The sequence below is a fragment of the Thiosulfatihalobacter marinus genome (assembly GCF_016019955.1).
GTDB lineage: Bacteria > Pseudomonadota > Alphaproteobacteria > Rhodobacterales > Rhodobacteraceae > Shimia > Shimia marinus_A.
The window spans coordinates 196744-214162 of sequence record NZ_JAECRZ010000002.1 but is presented as its reverse complement, the minus strand read 5'-3'; the positions used below and the strand labels follow the sequence as shown (position 1 = coordinate 214162).

18 protein-coding genes are annotated in these 17419 nt (G+C 62.4%); 4 read left to right on the top strand and 14 right to left on the bottom strand.

Annotated features, from left to right (window positions below; genetic code table 11):
• Positions 1–13 precede the first annotated feature (13 nt).
• Positions 14–2524: a heavy metal translocating P-type ATPase gene (locus I3253_RS04025; protein ID WP_197916357.1), complete on the bottom strand. Its 2511-nt coding sequence runs from the start codon at positions 2522–2524 to the stop codon at positions 14–16.
• 209 nt (positions 2525–2733) lie between these two features.
• Between I3253_RS04025 and I3253_RS04020 the strand changes: the two genes are divergently transcribed.
• Positions 2734–3363, top strand: a complete 630-nt coding sequence (locus I3253_RS04020) for a hypothetical protein (protein ID WP_197916356.1) — start codon at positions 2734–2736, stop codon at positions 3361–3363.
• Between the two features lie 29 nt (positions 3364–3392).
• On the opposite strand, the gene I3253_RS04015 is transcribed toward I3253_RS04020, so the two are convergent.
• The 8 genes from I3253_RS04015 to I3253_RS03980 all read right to left on the bottom strand — a co-directional run bounded on the left by I3253_RS04015 (position 3393) and on the right by I3253_RS03980 (position 8939).
• Positions 3393–3884: a c-type cytochrome gene (locus I3253_RS04015; RefSeq protein WP_197916355.1), complete on the bottom strand. Its 492-nt coding sequence runs from the start codon at positions 3882–3884 to the stop codon at positions 3393–3395.
• 148 nt (positions 3885–4032) lie between these two features.
• On the bottom strand, positions 4033–4689 hold the full coding sequence (locus I3253_RS04010; RefSeq protein ID WP_197916354.1) for a DUF3047 domain-containing protein: 657 nt from the start codon (positions 4687–4689) through the stop codon (positions 4033–4035).
• On the bottom strand, positions 4686–5417 hold the full coding sequence (locus tag I3253_RS04005; protein ID WP_197916353.1) for a DsbA family protein: 732 nt from the start codon (positions 5415–5417) through the stop codon (positions 4686–4688). The genes I3253_RS04010 and I3253_RS04005 overlap by 4 nt, the downstream gene beginning before the upstream one ends.
• Before the next feature lie 25 nt (positions 5418–5442).
• Positions 5443–6837: a multicopper oxidase family protein gene (locus I3253_RS04000; protein WP_197916352.1), complete on the bottom strand. Its 1395-nt coding sequence runs from the start codon at positions 6835–6837 to the stop codon at positions 5443–5445.
• A 63-nt stretch (positions 6838–6900) separates the two neighbouring features.
• Positions 6901–7431: a cupredoxin domain-containing protein gene (locus I3253_RS03995; RefSeq protein ID WP_197916351.1), complete on the bottom strand. Its 531-nt coding sequence runs from the start codon at positions 7429–7431 to the stop codon at positions 6901–6903.
• Positions 7432–7479: 48 nt separating this feature from the next.
• Positions 7480–7857, bottom strand: a complete 378-nt coding sequence (locus tag I3253_RS03990; protein ID WP_197916350.1) for a hypothetical protein — start codon at positions 7855–7857, stop codon at positions 7480–7482.
• Positions 7857–8315, bottom strand: a complete 459-nt coding sequence (locus tag I3253_RS03985; protein WP_197916349.1) for a c-type cytochrome — start codon at positions 8313–8315, stop codon at positions 7857–7859. Before I3253_RS03985 ends, I3253_RS03990 begins: the two co-directional genes overlap by 1 nt.
• Positions 8316–8351: 36 nt before the next feature.
• Positions 8352–8939 carry a L,D-transpeptidase gene (locus I3253_RS03980; protein ID WP_197916348.1) on the bottom strand — a complete coding sequence of 196 codons (588 nt, stop codon included), beginning with the start codon at positions 8937–8939 and terminating at the stop codon, positions 8352–8354.
• Positions 8940–9291: 352 nt separating this feature from the next.
• Between I3253_RS03980 and I3253_RS03975 the strand changes: the two genes are divergently transcribed.
• The 3 genes from I3253_RS03975 (at position 9292) to I3253_RS03965 (ending at position 12577) form a co-directional block, all read left to right on the top strand.
• Positions 9292–9546 carry a hypothetical protein gene (locus I3253_RS03975; protein ID WP_197916347.1) on the top strand — a complete coding sequence of 85 codons (255 nt, stop codon included), beginning with the start codon at positions 9292–9294 and terminating at the stop codon, positions 9544–9546.
• Between the two features lie 32 nt (positions 9547–9578).
• A complete protein-coding gene (locus tag I3253_RS03970) occupies positions 9579–11720 on the top strand; it encodes a protein-disulfide reductase DsbD family protein (protein WP_197916346.1) in 2142 nt (713 codons plus the stop codon).
• A gap of 182 nt (positions 11721–11902) precedes the next feature.
• The gene (locus tag I3253_RS03965; RefSeq protein ID WP_197916345.1) at positions 11903–12577 is read left to right on the top strand and encodes a L,D-transpeptidase; all 675 of its coding nucleotides are present in this window, start codon (positions 11903–11905) and stop codon (positions 12575–12577) included.
• A 210-nt stretch (positions 12578–12787) separates the two neighbouring features.
• On the opposite strand, the gene I3253_RS03960 is transcribed toward I3253_RS03965, so the two are convergent.
• From I3253_RS03960 to I3253_RS03940, 5 genes are all read right to left on the bottom strand, one after another.
• The gene (locus I3253_RS03960) at positions 12788–13069 is read right to left on the bottom strand and encodes a hypothetical protein (RefSeq protein ID WP_197916344.1); all 282 of its coding nucleotides are present in this window, start codon (positions 13067–13069) and stop codon (positions 12788–12790) included.
• 89 nt (positions 13070–13158) lie between these two features.
• A complete protein-coding gene (gene ccmI, locus I3253_RS03955) occupies positions 13159–14319 on the bottom strand; it encodes a c-type cytochrome biogenesis protein CcmI (RefSeq protein ID WP_197916343.1) in 1161 nt (386 codons plus the stop codon).
• Entirely contained in the window at positions 14316–14792 is a 477-nt protein-coding gene (locus I3253_RS03950) for a cytochrome c-type biogenesis protein (protein ID WP_197916342.1), read from the bottom strand. Before I3253_RS03950 ends, ccmI begins: the two co-directional genes overlap by 4 nt.
• Positions 14789–15352, bottom strand: coding sequence for a DsbE family thiol:disulfide interchange protein (locus I3253_RS03945; protein ID WP_197916341.1), 564 nt, complete (start codon positions 15350–15352; stop codon positions 14789–14791). Before I3253_RS03945 ends, I3253_RS03950 begins: the two co-directional genes overlap by 4 nt.
• Before the next feature lie 2 nt (positions 15353–15354).
• Positions 15355–17355, bottom strand: coding sequence for a heme lyase CcmF/NrfE family subunit (locus tag I3253_RS03940; RefSeq protein WP_197916340.1), 2001 nt, complete (start codon positions 17353–17355; stop codon positions 15355–15357).
• Positions 17356–17419 lie beyond the last annotated feature (64 nt).

Below are 17419 nucleotides of genomic sequence, written 5' to 3'. Positions count from 1 at the left end.
CCTGTCTCCTTTCCTATTCTGCGGGGGCCGATTGCAGGCCCGGGGTTGCCGGTTGCGCAGGCGCAAGCGACACTTTGACAGTGGGGCGCACCCATTTCAGGCGCAGCGCGTTGGTCAGCACGAACACGCTGGACAAGGCCATGGCCCCCGCGGCCAGGACCGGCGACAGAAGCGGGCCGCCGAACGGGTACAGGACACCCGCCGCAACCGGGATGAGCAAGGTGTTATAGCTGAAGGCCCAGAACAGGTTCTGGCGGATATTGCGCATGGTGCGCTGCGAGACATCCATCGCATTCACCACCCCAAGCAGGTCGCCCGACATCAGCACCACATCGGCGGCTTCGATGGCCACATCGGTGCCGGTGCCGATGGCGATCCCGACATCGGCTTCGGCCAGGGCGGGCGCATCATTGATGCCGTCACCGACGAAGGCCAGCTTGCCGTTCTGCTCGCGCAGCCCTTTCAGCGCCTCCACCTTGCCTTCCGGCAGCACTTCGGCAACGACATGGTCGATCCCCAGTTCGGCGGCGATGGCATTTGCCGTGACCTGGTTGTCGCCGGTGATCATCGCCACTTTCAGCCCCAGACGGTGCAGCGCATCGATGGCCTGTGGCGTGCTTGCCTTGATCGGGTCCGCAACCGCGATGACGGCGGCAACCTTGCCGTCTATGGCGGCATAAAGCGGAGACTTGCCCTTTTTCGCCAGGCTCTCGCTGTGGTCGGACAGGGCGCCAAGCTCCAGACCCTCATGGGTCATGAAACGGTCGGCCCCCACCAGCACGGTACGGCCCCCTACCTGTGCGCGGACCCCGAAACCGGTAACGGATTCGAACGTGTCGATGGCCGACAACGCGATCCCGCGCTCATGGGCGGCGGCGACAATCGCCTCGGCGATCGGGTGTTCCGAATTCTGCTCGACCGATGCCACGAGGCCCAGAACCTCGTCTTCGTCCAGGCCGTCGGCCAGGATCAGATCGGTCAGCGCCGGGCGCCCGGCGGTCAGCGTGCCGGTCTTGTCCAGCGCCACAACCGCGCTTTCCTGCAACATCTGCAAGGCATCGCCCTTGCGGAACAGCACGCCCATCTCGGCCGCCGATCCCGTGCCCACCATGATCGAGGTCGGCGTGGCCAGACCCATGGCGCAGGGGCAGGCGATGATCAGCACGGCAACACCCGCGATCAGCGCAAAGCTAAGCGCCGGATCCGGCCCGAACAGGAACCAGGCCGCAACCGTAAGCGTTGCGATCACCATGACCGCCGGCACGAACCAGCGCGTGATCTGGTCCACCAGCCCCTGGATCGGCAGCTTTGCCCCCTGTGCCTGTTCAACCATGCGGATGATCTGCGACAGCATCGTATCGCTGCCCACCTTTTCGGCTCGGAAGGTCAGCGCCCCGGTGCCATTGATCGTCGCGCCGACCACTTCGATGCCCTCGGATTTTTCCACCGGCACCGGCTCGCCGGTGATCATGCTTTCGTCCACATAGGACGACCCCGACAGCACAACGCCGTCGACCGCGATCTTTTCGCCCGGCCGCACATGCACGATGTCGCCGGCAACGATATCGTCGATCGGACGCTCGACAACCTCGCCGTCACGTTCCACCCGCGCCGTCTTGGCCTGCAAGCCGACAAGTTTGTGAATCGTCTCGCCTGTGCGCCCTTTGGCCCTGGCCTCCAGAAAGCGGCCCAGCAGGATCAGCACCACGATGACGGCGGCCGCCTCGTAATACACATTGACCGTGCCCTCCGGGAGAAGGCCGGGCAGGAAGGTGGAGACCAGCGAGAACCCATAGGCGGCCGAGGTTCCCAGCGCCACCAGCGAGTTCATGTCGGGCGCGCCCTTGAACAGCGCCGGAAAGCCCTTGGTATAAAATTGCAGGCCCGGCCCGAACAGAACGATCGAGGCCAGAAAGAACTGGATGTAATAGCTGGTCTGGATCCCGATCGTCGCGACGATTGCATCATGCATCCCGGGAATGACATGGGTGCCCATCTCCAGCACAAAGACCGGCAGCGTCAGCACCGCCCCCAGAAGGGTCCGGCGCGCCAGTGACCTGATTTCATGCGCCTTGCGCTCTTCCTTGTCAGAAGTGTCCGCCGATTTGACCTTTGCCGGATAGCCCGCCTCTGTGGACAGGGCGGCAATCTGCGCCGGAGAGATTGCGCCCGTCGCATACCGCACCGTGGCCGTTTCCGCCGCCAGGTTCACCGACGCCGTCAGCACCCCGTCGGCCTTCAGGAACGCGCGCTCGACGCGACCCACGCAAGAGGCACAGGACATCTGCTCGATCTCCAGCGTCACCTCGTCCACCACCGCCGGGTATCCCGCCTCTTTCAGCACGCCAACCAGATCCGCGGCCGAAACCGTTTCGTCATGCGTGACCATGGCGCTTTCGCCGGCCAGGTTCACCGCGGCGCCGGACACGCCGGGAACGGCGCCAAGCGCCCGTTCGACACGGCCCACGCAAGAGGCACAGCTCATGCCTTCGATCTGGAACTGAACTGTTTGTTGGTCTGTCATCACGTACCCTCGGAATTAATGTAGTAGAGCACATAAGGCTTCCAGTTACAGGAGGGTCAAGGCGAAACTCGAACTTTTTTACACATTGGTCAAATTCCTGCATCACGGTGCCCGCAGGCCGCCGTTACACAGGCCAAATCGGGCCGGGTCCGGGGGGCCGCCACTTGTTTTGGTCGCTGCCCCGGAACATTTGTGACAAGCTGCGAGATATGGACCGCTATTTCTCGACCGACATGCCCGGGCTGCTGTTTGCCCGCAACACGCTGATCGCCAGTGTGCTGGGGCTGGTTCCGCTTCTGGTTCTGTATATTGCGCTGTCTCCCGGCTTCGCGGCGCATCTGGCAGGCGGCGGACCGGCGTTGACCCGGTTTCTGAGACAGGTTCTGACCAACGGGCTGCCTGTGGTGTTCGCGGTCAACTATGTCGGGTTTTTCGTCTTCGCGGCAATTATGGACAAGCCCATGGCAGCGCGTTCCTACCGGATGCTGATCGCCGTCGACCTGCCGCTGCGGGTTGCGGTGTTCGTGCTGTTGCACGCGGTGATCTATGTGTTGTCGGCCGATTGGTTCGGGTCTTTCGGCGGCAGCAGGGCTACCGCGCTGAGGGTGGTCGCGCCGACCCTCGCGCGGTCGGCGCTGTTCGGGAATATTTCCGGTGTCTATCTGTATGCAACGCTGCTGGCGGCACTTCCGGTTTACGCCACGGTGTTCAATACCGTCTGGCCACGCGCCGCCGCGCACCGCGACAGGGGGCACAACCTGCGGCCATGGCTGGCGGCGGCGCTGACATGCGCTGCCTTTGCGCTGGCCATCACCATCGTGGCAAGGCTTTTCCTTTAGGGGCCCGCAAAGCCGTGCCCGGCGGGCGATTACCCCCCGTTGCGCATTTGCTCTGCTTGTGAACGCTGCTGCTGGATGTCGCGGGTCCGATCCGGCCAGCTGGACTTGATATAGGCCAGAATATCCCAGATTTCCGCATCGCTCAGTTGATCGCCGAAGGCCGGCATCCCGCTCTTGACATCGGTCACGCCCATTTGCGTCAGCAAGGCTTCTCCACCCTGCTTGGTGTAGTTGAACAACAGCGCGTCGCCGTGGTGCCAGGTATGGCCGGTTTCATCATGCGGCGGGGCGGGTAGCGTGCCGTCCTCATTCGGGCTTTGCCAATTCTCCTGCCCTTCCAGGTTCGCACCATGACAGGCCGAACAATTGTCGGCATACAACGCGGCCCCGGCAATGGGGTCTGACGCCTCCGGTTGCCGCAACGACGCCGATTGCACCGGCTTTTGGCCAAGATAATAAAACGCCCCCAGCACCGTCAGAACAACAGCGGCAAGGACAATGAAAAGGTTGGTTCTGGACACGGGTTGGGCTCCTGCTGAATGTGGCAAGTTGGGGGGCGCTGTTTTCTCTCGCACCGGTCCCGCTATGGCGGCGCGGCAGGCTCTGGCCGAAGGCACCGGGCGCCGCTGCCGTCACAGCCCGGATCATGGCCTGGAGGGTGGGACATGGTCATCTGTTCAGGAGTTCAAAGCTGTCCACCGACGCCACGATGCGACCATCCGTGTCATCGCTGTCCGCCGATATGCCCAGGCCCACGAGAACCCCCCTTTGCTCGCCAAATGCACTGCGGAAATCGGCTGCCAGATCGACACCTTCCATGAAGTTGCCTGTGCCTGCCGGGCGCAGGACATGGGTGGCAAGTTTCGGGTGGTACGGGCTTTGCAGGAAGTCGTTCGATGCCCTTTCCCCGCCCCACACATAGACAAGCGCCCGGGTGTTGGGATTGCGCAGCAGGCGGCGCGCGGTGTTCCGGGTCAGTCCGCGGGCGGTTTCGGGATCGACGAACACGAAATAGACCGCAAGATTTCGGTCATCTCCGCCTTTGCGCTGCAAATCCGTCGCGATGACGCTTTCGCGCACGTTCCAGTTCCAGCGCGCGCGGGTGGCATTTCCCAATCCGGGCTCGACGGCACGCCAAACCAGCGAAACCGTGCCGTCCGAAACGACATCCAGCCGATCCCCCAGGAACGCATAGTCATTGCTCCAGAACCGGAAGAAGCCCTGCTCGCGCCAGCTTCGGTCAAAGTCGATCGGGTTGGCCAGGGCGGAACCGCCCATGGCCGCAACCAGCGCCGAAACGACAAGTATTGACCGCAATGGCGTCATTCGCTCGCCCGCGCCGCCTCAACCAGTTCAATCATCTGATCCTTCTGGATCAGCCCCGGCACCAGTTCTTCGCCGATCACGAAGGACGGGGTTCCGTTGAAACCCAGCGACTTGGACAGTTCCATGGACGTGTCGATATGTTCCTGGATTTCGGGGCCGTTCATGTCCCGTTTCAGTTGCTCAACGTCCAGACCGACCTCGGCCGCGATACGCAGGACGCTTGCCTCTTCGGCGCGCCCGTTCATGCCCATCATCGCCCAGTGGAATTCCTCGTATTTGCCCTGTTTGCGCGAAGCCAGCGCTGCCCGGGCCGCAAAAACCGAGCCTTCGCCCAGAATGGGCCATTCTCGATAGACAAGCCGGACATTGGGATCAGCGTCCAGCAGGCCCTGAACCTCTGGCATGGCGCGACGGCAATAGGGACAGTTGTAATCAAAGAATTCGACAACCGTCACGTCGCCGTCCGGGTTGCCCAGAACCGGCGCGTTCGGGTCGCGCTCGATCCGGTCACGCTCTGTCTCCAGCACGTTCACCCGGGCCAGTTCCGCCTCGGCCGCCTGTTTTTGTTCCAGTATGGCCACGGCTTCCATCACGATTTCCGGGTTTTCCCGGATCGTTTCCAGCACAAGTTCCTTGACCCGTCCCTCGTCCACCGGCTCGCTGGCAAACGCCGCGAACGGCAGCGCCAGGCCGAGCGTCACGGCAAGCAAAAAATTTTTCAATTTCATTTCATTTTCCTTTTCGCGGTTTGTTTCATGTGACTTGAACCCAGGTCGCCATGCCGGATGCGGTATGACCCAGCATGTGACAATGGAAAAGCCATTTCCCCGGAGCGCCTCCGACAAAGGCAATTTCACGCGTTTCGCCGCGGAATACCAGTAACGTATCCCTGAGCGGCCCCAGATCTCCGTTTTCCAGAACTTCCCGAAAGTGCATTCCATGCAGGTGCATCGCATGTGGAAACGCTGTCTCGTTGCGCATCTTCACGCGCGCGGTCTCGCCCCGGGCCACGTTCATGAGCGGCGTGTCGGTCATGCCGACCACGCCGTTGAACGCCCAGAACTGATTGGCATCCACCAGGGCGCGAAACCCCAATGTCTCGCCGTTATACACCGCCTCCTGAAGCCCTCCCATGGCCCCACCTTCCATAAGGAGATCCGTGACCGGCGCGCCCTCGACACCCGGCACGTCCATGCCCGGGTTGGGCGGCAGCGCGGCAGGGGCGTCGCGGCGGGTCCGCGATACACCGTCGCCCGCGACCGGAAAGGCCACCTGCGAAAAGCCTTCTTCATCGTTCAGCCGCACAAGATGGGCGGACTCGCCCGCGGCGGCGGTCACGTCCACAAACAGATCCACGCGCTGTCCCGGCCCCAGAAGAAACTCACCTTCGAGTTTCTCCGGCGTGTCCAGCGGCATTCCGTCATAGGCCATGACCCATCCGTCCAGCCCCGAAAGGGTCAGCGGGAAAATCCGGGCATTGGCGGCGTTGATCAGCCGCAGGCGAATACGTTCATTTGGCTTGACCGGCAGTTCGGTCAGCGCTGCGCCATTCGTGGCCACAAAATTTCCGCGCCGGCCGGCATGGCTAAGGGAATGGGGGGCCGCGAAATCCGGGTCGAGCTGCGCCGTTTCGGTATCAAGCAACCAATCGTCCAGCATCAAAATCTCGTCGTGATCGACATCCACCGGTTCGGCTTCGTCAACGATCAGGGCGCCATACAGGCCGCGGGCCACCTGTTCGACCGAATTGTAGTGTGAATGATACCAGAACGTGCCCGCGTCTGGGGCCACAAAATCATAGTCAAAACTCTCGCCCGGGGGCACGGGGTCCTGGGTCAGGCCGGCCACGCCGTCCATGGCGTTCTCGATGCGCAGACCGTGCCAATGCACCGAACTGGGCTGTGGCAACTCGTTGACAAGCCGGCGGCGGATCCGTTCCCCCTGCCGCACGCGGATCAATGTCCCCGGAAGCGTGCCGTCATATCCCCAGATGGATGTCGCGGGATAGCCCTCGGGGGCCAGTTGCACCACTGCCTCGCGCGCGACAAGCGCCTGAGGGTCATGAGAGGCGGCAAATGCCGGCCGCGCGAGGCCCGAAAGGGCCAGGGTTGCCGTTGCCTGCCCGAGAAAGGCGCGCCGTGTTGTCAAACGTTGTTACTCCTGTCGATCGTGGAAGGGCGGCTGACACCGCCCTTCCGGTTCCGTTCAGTCTTAGCTTTCGCCCCTGAAGACGATGTTCCCGACCATGCCGGCCTCACGATGTCCGGGCACATTGCAGGCAAAGCCAACCTCGGTCGCTTCATCCGGGAAGCGCCAGATGACTTCGGCGCGCTCGCCCGGTTCAAGCAAAGTCGAGTTCGGGTCGGAATGCATCATCCCCATCGCGCGCATTTTTTCGTGATCGATCCGGTCATAGTCGATCATGCCTTCCGCGGTCATGCGTTCCATCTCGTTGATATGCGAGACCCAGTCGTTTTCGGTGCCCAGGTTGAATTCGTGCACCACGTCGCCTTCGTTGATGACCACAAAGCGAATGGTCTCACCGGGTGCAACGTCGATGGACTTGGGGTCAAAGAACATTTCGCCCATGCGCACCTCGATCGTGCGGGATACGTGGTGGGCTTCCCCCGGTGTACCGTAGGTCGGCGGTTCACCATGCCCGATGTCGGCCAGGGCGACGGTGGAAGACATGGCCAGGAAACCGGCGGCCAGGGTGGTCAGGAGTGTTGTCTTGGTTTGCATTTTTCGATTCCAGAATATGCGATCGTCCTATGCGATCATTTTTCGATTTCATGTCAGGATGAGCCCTCCTTGAGGCCCCTCCCGTCCGCGGGGAGGCGGCAATCGTGGAATCGTATTGATGGAATGGAACCACAGTATCGGCCATTCCCGCTGTATCAGGTGCGGCATGACAATCTGCGCCTGTTCATCGGCAAGCAGCATGAATCCCGTCGCGATACATTCGACATCGGCGTGACAGGGCTGATCCGCCAGATCATGCCCGGTGGTTGCCGCACGGTCGGCGCCGACCTGGCGCGCAACAGCGCCATGTTCGTCGGTCGCGCCTGGGTAGGCGTCGGCCGCGGAGGTAGCCAACACCGCGTAGATCACCAGAAGTATGGAGCACCCGATCGCCAACCAGGGCTGTGCTGCATACCGCGCGCGCATCAGTTGATCCCGTTCTCGCGCTGCAATTCCCGTACATAACGGGCGACGTATTGGACATCGGCGCGGGTCAGGCCCTCGATCGGCGGCATGTTGCCAAAGTTCCAGTGGTGGGCGGTGACACCGTTGAAAGCTGCCCGCTGGAAGGCTTCGTCGGCGTGGTGCCCCGGCTCATAGATCTTGTTCACCAACGGCGGCGCTATGCCGTTTTGCCCGGCAGCATTCTTGCCATGGCAGACTGCGCATTTCGCTTCGAACACACGTTTGCCGATCTCTCCCTCGGGGGATAATTGCGCGGGCACACGCACATTCGCGATCGGATCTCCGTCTTCTATCGTGCTGGTATCGGGCGGCTCCATCGAGTGGCCCTGCGTTGCCGGTGCCGGCGCGATGGCCTGCCACACGAAAACAGCGGCGCCCGCCAGTGCGACGCCGCCAACCAGAATTCCCAACTTGTTCATTCTCTATTTTCCTTCCGGGGTTCTTAGCACGGGCACTCAGATCAGCTTTACCTGCGTGCCCAGCGGAACGCGGTCGTACACTTCTTCGATCTGCTCGTTATACAGGCCAATGCAGCCGTTGGAGGACCGCCGCCCGATCTTGCGGGAATCCTGACTTCCATGAATGCGGTAATATGTCCACGACAGGTAAAGCGCGCGCGTGCCCAACGGATTGAGGGGATCGCCGCCCTTGATATATGCAGGCCATTCCGGGTTGCGCTTGCGCATGGACGGTGTCGGCGCCCATCCCGGATTCTTGCGCTTCTCCACCACTTCGGTATAGCCGCGCCGCGTCAGTTCGTCGGTCAGGGGAACCGATGTCGGATAGATCCGCATCTCACCATCCGCCGTCCAGTGCTGAAGCACGCGCCGCGTCGTGTCCGACAGCAGGATCCCCTTGCCGATCCGATCAAAGTGATCCCGCCAGTCATGCAAGGCGAAAGACGAGATGTTGCGGCTTACGCCCTCGGCCTCGCCATCGATGTTCGAAGGTAACTGCTGCGCCCGAAGGATCGCCGGCGTCGCGAGAAACGTCGCCAGACCCGCCGTGAAGGTCCGCCGCCCGAATTTTGATTGCCCTGCCATGTCGCCTCCAAATACCGGTATCGCGTCGCTGGCCGCTTTTCGCCCGAAGCGGCGCCTATCTCAACCGTTTGATGTCTCGAATTTTGTATCGAAATGTATCCTTGACCTTTACTATGAAGAAGCCTGCATAAGGGGTGAAACAACGCTTTTCATGGTGGCTTGTGTCCAAACAGACAAATATCCACCCCAGGACCGCATCGATCCGGGGGCGCAAAGGGCCGAAACCGGCGGTGCCGGTCATTTGGCGTGTGCTGTCGCCGCCGCGCGCCGGTGCGCGTTTGCGTGGATCCGGGTCCGGACAGGCACCCGCGCCCGATGCCTGTCCCACCAGTCCACAGGTCATACAACTGTGATGCAAGTTCGATTGACACCGTACTGGCTTGTTCTTACCGCAGTTGTGGTAAGCGCCTGCACCACCCAGGTGCAGCAATGTGAGCGGCCAACCCGAAACACCCTGTCGGTTGACGGACAAACGATCCTGGCCCCGAAAGGATGCGAATTCACCGGTGGCCTGAACGGAGGCGTTCAGTCGCTGGTCTGTGACGACGGCCGCCAGGGCATGGCAATTGTTGGCGGGGCGCAGGTGGTCACCGGGGCGGGCACCTGACCCGACATGACCGATAACGCAAGGAGCAACCGATGATCCGTTTCCCGAGAGCTGTGCACCGCCTCAAGCGGCTGTTTTGCGCGTTGCCGCTTGTCCTTGCCATTGCGCAGCCTTCGCTGGCGGCCACGTCCGAAACCTATGTGTCCACGCCGGTCACGGCCAAGCTGATCACCGCTCAGAACGGGGTGCCCGCGGGCAGCGCAACCCTGTCGGCCGGGCTGGACCTGATCCTGAACGACGGCTGGAAGACCTATTGGCGCTCTCCCGGCGAGGTTGGCATCCCGCCCGAGATCGACTGGAGCGGGTCGGTCAATGTTGCCGAGGTCGAAATGCTGTGGCCCGCACCCAAGCGGTTCACGGCATTCGGCATCGAGAATTTCGGATACAGCAAAAGCGTTGTCTTTCCGCTGAACGTCACGCTGGAAAATCCCGGCGCGCCCGCCGTTCTGAACGGGTCGGTCAATCTTCTGGTCTGCTCGGAAGTCTGCGTGCCGGAAATCTTCGACCTGTCGCTGCCGCTGGCCACGGGATCAACGATCGACCAGGACTCGGCCGCGCGGATCGGCACCTACCTGGCGCGGATCCCGGTCGAAGGCGACAAGACCGGCGTATCGCTGGCCAACGCCTCGCTTGACGAGGCCGGCACCGCGCTTACGGTCGAAATGGAAAGCGCAACCGCCTTTCAAACCCCGGACGTGTTCGTGGAGCTGGGCGAAGGCACCGCATTGGGCAAGCCCGACATCCGGCTGGGCAAGGCGGGCAGCTATCTCTGGGCACAGATTCCGATCCTGCGTCTGGAGGAAAGCACTTATCGGGATCCCCTGGTGACGGTGACGGACGGCACGCGCGCCTTCACGCTGTCGCCCGATCTGGTCGCCACCCCGCCAGCGCCGCCGTTCAGCATCGATCAGCTGGTGCCCGGGCTGGATCAGATGGCCTGGATCGCGCTGGTCGCATTTCTGGGCGGCCTGATCCTGAATGTGATGCCCTGCGTTCTGCCGGTTCTGTCGATCAAGCTGTCCTCTGCCATCAAGACAAGCGGGCGTGGTACCCGCGCGGTGCGCACCGGCTTTCTTCTGGCGGCGGCGGGTGTCATGGCCTTCATGTGGGCGCTGGCGGCGGTGCTGTACCTGTTGCAGACATTCGGGGTGACGGTTGGCTGGGGTCTCCAGTTCCAGAACCCGACCTTCCTGGCCGTGCTGTTCGTGGTGCTGGCAGTGTTTTCCGCCAATCTGTTCGGCCTGTTCGAATTCCGCCTGCCCGCATCGCTGCAAACGCGGCTGGCGGGGGCCGGGGGCACAACGGGATATGGCGCGGATTTTGCCACCGGGTTCTTTGGGGCGGTGCTTGCGACCCCCTGTTCGGCCCCGTTCCTGGGCACGGCTGTTGCCTTTGCGCTGGCCGGGCGCGGGATCGACATCGTGATCGTCTTCACCGCGCTGGGGCTGGGGCTTGCCCTGCCCTATCTTGTGGTGGCGGCATTGCCCGGCCTGGTTCGAGTGCTGCCCAAACCCGGCCCCTGGATGGTCTGGCTGAAGGTCGTACTGGGGATATTGCTTCTGGGCACCGCGCTTTGGCTGCTGTGGGTGCTGGCCTCGGTCGCCGGGATGCTGGCCGCCGCCACGGTCGCGGGCCTGTCCGTGGCGCTGATACTGGTTGTGACGTTCCGCGTCCTGCCCCCGGTCCCGCGCAGCGCCGCCATCATTGTGCTGGCCATCCTGCCACTGGTCGCCGCCGCGCCGCTGGCGCGCCAGGCCCAGCCCGCCAGCCAGTCGCTTGCCGGTGAACAGATTGCCTGGGTGCCCTTTGACCGCACCGACATCGCCAAACGCGTGTCGCGCGGCGAGGTGGTCTTTCTGGATATCACGGCGGAATGGTGTCTGACCTGCAAGGCCAACAAGGCACTGGTGCTTGAACGCGAGCCGGTTGTGACGGCCCTTACCAGCGGGGATATCATCCCGATGCAGGCCGACTGGACCCGCCCGGACGATCGCATCGCGCGCTTTCTGGAAGCCCACAACCGATTTGGCATTCCGTTCAATGCGGTATACGGCCCCGCCGCGCCCGAAGGCATTATCCTGTCGGAAATCCTGTCGTCACAGGATGTTATGGCCGCGTTTGACGCGGCGCGCGGCAAGGGCGCGCTGTCGAGCGTTCTCGAGGTCGCGAATTGAACCGGCGTGCATCTGCCCGCCAGAGCGGGCCTGAGCGACAGGTCTGGCGTTTTCGGCGAAGCTGTCGGAATGGCGCCACCTGCCACCCACAAGGCACACGTGATTGTGAATAGAGCCCGGCTCCATACGCTTTATCCTGCCCCAAACGCCGTTGCGGCTCCCGATAACAGAAGGACAAGACGATGACCAAGCTGACAAGACGCCATTTCGTTGTAACGACGGCCGCCATGTTTTCCGCGCCGATCGCCGCAAGTCAGGCCTATGCTGCGCCGACATCGAACAGAGCCATGTGGGATGCGTGGGATGCCCAGGTCACGCCCGCCAATTACGATCCGGCAACCTCCAACCCCTGGGGGATCGGCGAGCGGTTCCTGCCGCGCGTGGTCGAGGCCAACCCCGGCCTCAAACCTGGCGATATCCATGTCGACGCCGTGGCCAGATATCTCTACCACATCCAGGATGACGGAACCGCGATGCGCTACGGCGTCGCGATTGCCAAGGGCGATCTTTACGAACCCGGGACCTACACGGTCAGGCGCAAGACGAAATGGCCGACCTGGACGCCGACTGCGGCGATGATCCGGCGCGAGCCCGATGTCTACTCGGAGTTGGCAGGCGGTGTCGATGGCGGGCCGACCAACCCGCTGGGTTCCCGCGCGCTGTACCTATATGTTGGCAATCGCGACACCTATCTGCGGATTCACGGCTCTCCCGCGCCCGAGTCGATTGGCGGCCGGGCCAGCTCTGGCTGTGTGCGCATGGTCATGCCGCATATCAACGATCTTTACGAAAACGTCGATCTGGGTGTCACCGCTTTTCTTTATCCGCCCGAAGAACTGGGTGTCGCAAGCAGCTAAGGCGTTCCGCGTCATCCCTGAGGCGGGTGCCGCGCAAAATACCAGCGTTTTGCGCGCTCCGCCAATATCCGGTGAGTCCGGTTTTGACGGAACCCGTCATAGGACCGATCCCCAAAACAGATCAGGCCGCCCTCCTTGCGGGGGCGGCCCTGTCTTTCCGTGGGTTTCCTGCACTGCCTGATCAGGCAGCAGACCAGTCCGGCACCCGCATCAGGCGTCGGGCGCGCGCGTGCAGATCGGGTTGCCACCTGTGGTGCGCAGCGGCAGATACGTGGTCTCCACCGGTCCCTGATACCTGTAGACATAACACCCGTCCGTGGGATCAATGCGCACGGCGGTCAAATCCTGGTAGGGCGCTGCAACCGATAACACATAATCCGACAGCTTGGTGATATGCCCCGGCGCGGCGGTGCCGCTTCCATCATTGACTCCTGCCGCGCAGGACGCCAACAGCAATACCGCGCCCCCTGCCAGACCGATTGATAGCTTCATGAATGTCTCCCTGTTCCTGGCCCCTGTTCGTGGCCCCTTTTGGTGATCCCTTTTGGTGGTCCGGCCGGAATGCCCCGGCCGGACCCGATTCAGTTCAGTTCCTGCATCGCCTGGTTCACCGCGTCGCGGCGCGGGTCGTCCGGGCTTAGGCCGGCCACCAGGGTGGACGCACGAGCAAGCGCCTCCTTGGCCTGATCGGTTTCACCAAGAACCTTATAGGCATTGGCCAGCCGCAGCCAGCCGTCAAGGTCGTCAGGCTCGTCTTCCAGCCGCGTTGCCAGGCGATCCACCATCGAACGAATGAAATCCGACCGGTCCGCTTCGCTCATTTCTCCCGCGGCGGCAACATCCTCTTGCGTCGGTCCCGGCGCCGCGGCCATGGCGGGCGCGAAATCCGTCAACGAGATCGGTTCTTTTCCGATCCTTTCGCCGATGTTGTTTGCCAGACCGACAAACGCCTCCATCCAGGGGGCAAAGCCGTCGGCACCGTTGAGGCGCGCCAGAAGCAGATCATGCGCTTCGAATTCGCTGCCCTTCTGCTCCAGCGCCATCGCCTTGTAGAATGTTCCGGCCGGGTTGCCGTCATCCATCGCGATCGCCCGGTCCGCAGCGGCTTCGGCCCGTGGTGTCACGATGCCGTCTTCCGCCTGGATCAGCGCCTCGGCCAGCATCGAGAACACCGCCGAAGTCGCGTCGTCCCGCTGCGCGACCGTTTCAAACGCCTCTACAGCCTTTGAGTAACTCCCCATGCGATAATAGGTCTGGCCCAGCAGCATCCAGCCCTCGGAAGCCCCCCCATCCGGTTCGGCTTGCAGCCGCGCGAAAAGTTTGTCCGTCAATTCCTGAATTTTCTGCTGCTCGGCCCGTTCCGCCTGACGATCGGCATAGGCCAGGCTTGACACATCGGGGTTCCCCATCAGCGTGTAATAACCGATCGAAAACGCCGGTACGAACACGGCCGCGATCAACAGGGCAGCGCGCCCCGAAGAGCTGCTTGTGGACCTCTCCGGCCCGGCCTTGCGCGCAGCGGCCAGAATGCGGCGCTTGATTTCAACCGTCGCGGCGTCTGCCTCGGCCTGGGAGATGAGGTTGCGGTCGAAATCGCGCTGAACCTCATCCAATTGGTCCATCAGAACCGCCGGTGTGGAATCGTCGGCCTCTTCCGGCTCGCGGCCTCGCGACGCGATCAACGGCAGGATCACGAATACGACGGCAATCACCGCACTCAGGCCCATCCAAAAAAAGATCATTCTTGTGCTCCTGCTTTCTGCGCATCCATGAACTGCTTGATCTCAAGCTCCTCGGACGCGCTCAGCCCATTCGGTTTGTCTGTTTTTTGCCTACGGCGAAGGGTTGTCACGCCTACCGCAACGCCGCCACCCAACAGGATCAGCGGCGCGAACCATAAGATGATGGTTTTTCCGTTGAACGGCGGTTTGAGAAGGACATAGTCGCCGTAGCGAGCGACGATGAAGGCAACCGCCTCTTCGTCGCTGTCCCCCGCCACCAGCCGTTCGCGCAACAGGATACGCAGATCACGCGCCACCCCGGCGTTCGAGCTGTCAATATCCTGGTTCTGACACACCACGCACCGCAGCCCTTTTGATATCACGCGGGCCCGCGCCTCCAGCACCGGATCGTCCAGCATTTCGTCCGGCTCAACCGCCGCCACAAGGCTTGGCAGCGACAGGGCCAGAACAAGAGCGATCAGCAACCTCATCATGAGTTCTCCCGTTTCAAAGCGCCGGCCTGAATCAGGGCCTCGCGGAACTTGGATATCGCATCCTCGCCCACCACGGGCCCGACATAGCGGTACAGGACCGTCCCGTCATTGCCGACGATAAAGGTTTCCGGCACCCCGGAGATGCCCCATTCGATCCCGGCCCGCCCCGACAGGTCCGAGCCGATCCGCGCGTAGGGGTTGCCGAGTTCCTCAAGCCACCGGCGCGCATCTTCCTGCTTGTCCTTGTAGTTGATGCCGAACAGCGTGATGCCGTCCCGTTCAACCAGCCCGGTCAGAACCGCGTGTTCGGCCCGGCATGGCACACACCAGGAGGCAAAGACATTCACCACCACCGGTCCGCCATTGCCGACAAGGTCGTTACGCGCCAGGCCCGGCGTGCCGATGTCCGGGATCGGGTCCAGATCGAATTGCGGCGCGGGTTGCGAGATCAGCACCGATGGTATCGCGTTCGGATCCCGGTCCGGGTTCAGCCCCCAAAGGAAGAATCCCCCGAACACGACCGCAACCACGAGCGGAAGAAAGGCAAATATACGTTTCATGCCTACTCCGCCGGTGTCGCGTTGGTGGGGACGGCCGCCTTGCGGCGCGGTGCCCCGACCCGCAAGCGCCGATCCGAGATCGACACGGTTCCTCCGAGGATCAGCATTCCCGAGCCGATCCAGATCAGAAAGACCAGCGGTTCGTAGAGGATGCGCAGGATCCAGGCGCCGCTTTCATCCGCAGAGTCCGCGGCAGGCTCCTGGATCGAAGCATAGATATCCCCCGCCAGTGTCGATCGGATGGCGCTTTCGGTGGTCGAGCTTTCCGCGATCGGATAGAACCGCCGCTCGGGGTACAGAACCGTCACCTGTTCGCCGTCGCGCTTGACATCCAGCGTACCGCGATCAGAGAAATAGTTTGGCCCGCGCACGCGCTCGACACCTTCATAGGTCACGTCGAACCCCGCAATCGCCACGGTAGTTCCCGGCGTGACGAACCTCACTTCCTCCGATTTCCAGGCGCTCGAACCGATCATGCCGAACATGACCACCGCAAGCCCTGAATGCGCAAGAGTCATACCATACGCGGCGCGCGGCAGGTTGCGCGCCCGGCGCATCGCATCGGCGAAAGGCACGTCGAACAACCGGATGCGCATCGCCCACTCCTTGAGCGTCGCCATCAAGAGCCAGATCGCCAGAAGCATCGCGATATACGCCAGAAGCGGGCCGCCCCTCGTCAGATAACCAACGAGCAGGGTCAGCAATACCGAAAGCAAAGCCACAAACTTCAGACGCTGCCACACGCCCGGGATATCGGCGCGCTTCCAGCTCAGGAATGGCCCGATTCCCATCAGCAACACCAATGGCAACATCAGGGGAATGAAGGTGGCGTTAAAGAATGGTGCCCCGACCGAGATTTTCTCGCCCGTCACCGCCTCCATGAACAACGGATAAAGCGTGCCAAACAGCACCGTGCCCGTGGCCACGCCCAGGAACAGGTTGTTGACCAGCAGTCCCGCCTCGCGGCTGATGGGTTTGAATACGCCCCCTGCCTCCAGGGCAGGCGCCCGCCAGGCATAGAGCGTCAGCGAGCCGCCAATCGTCAGGGTCAGCAGGAACAGGATATACAACCCGCGCTCGGGATCGACGGCAAAGGCGTGAACCGAGGTCAAAAGCCCCGAGCGCACCACGAATGTGCCCAGAAGCGACAGCGAGAAGGTCAGGATCGCCAGAAGAATGGTCCAGCTTTTGAAGGAGTCGCGTTTTTCGGTGACGATTGCCGAATGCAACAGCGCGGTGCCCAGAAGCCAGGGCATGAAGCTCGAGTTCTCCACCGGATCCCAGAACCACCAGCCGCCCCAGCCAAGCTCGTAATAGGCCCACCAGGATCCCAGCACGATACCGCCGGTCAGGAATGTCCAGGCCGCCAAAGTCCACGGCCGTACCCAGCGCGCCCAGGCCGCGTCCACGCGCCCTTCCAGAAGGGCCGCGACGGCAAAGGAAAACACGATCGAAAACCCGACATAGCCAAGATACAGGAGCGGAGGGTGCATCGCGAGACCGACATCCTGCAACAGAGGGTTAAGGTCGTTTCCGTCCGCGGGGGGCGGAAAAATCCGGTCGAACGGGTTCGATGTCAGCAGCATGAAGGACAAGAAACCGGTGCTGATCCAGGCCTGGACCGAAAGCGTTCTGGCCTTCAGCGTCTCGGTAATGTTGTTCCCGAAAAACGCAACGCCGGCGCCAAACAATGTCAGGATCAGGGTCCACAACAGCAGCGAGCCTTCATGGCTGCCCCATGTGCCCGCGACCTTGAACAGCATCGGTTTGAGCGAATGCGAGTTGGCCGCCACGTTGTACACGGTGAAGTCGCTGACGATGAAGCTCCGCATCAGGGCGGCAAAGGCAAGCCCGACAAGGACAAGCTGTCCGATCGCGGTGGCTTTTGCGGAACGCATCCACAAAAGTTTGCCCCGGTTTGCGCCGATCAGCGGCAAGATGCTCTGAACCAGGGCAAGCCCCAGCGCCAGAGCAAGGGCGAAATGTCCGATTTCAGGTATCATGTATCGGTCCCTCAGTAATGGTTCGTGGCAGGAGCCTTCGACGGCTCTGCCGGGTGGTCAGGCG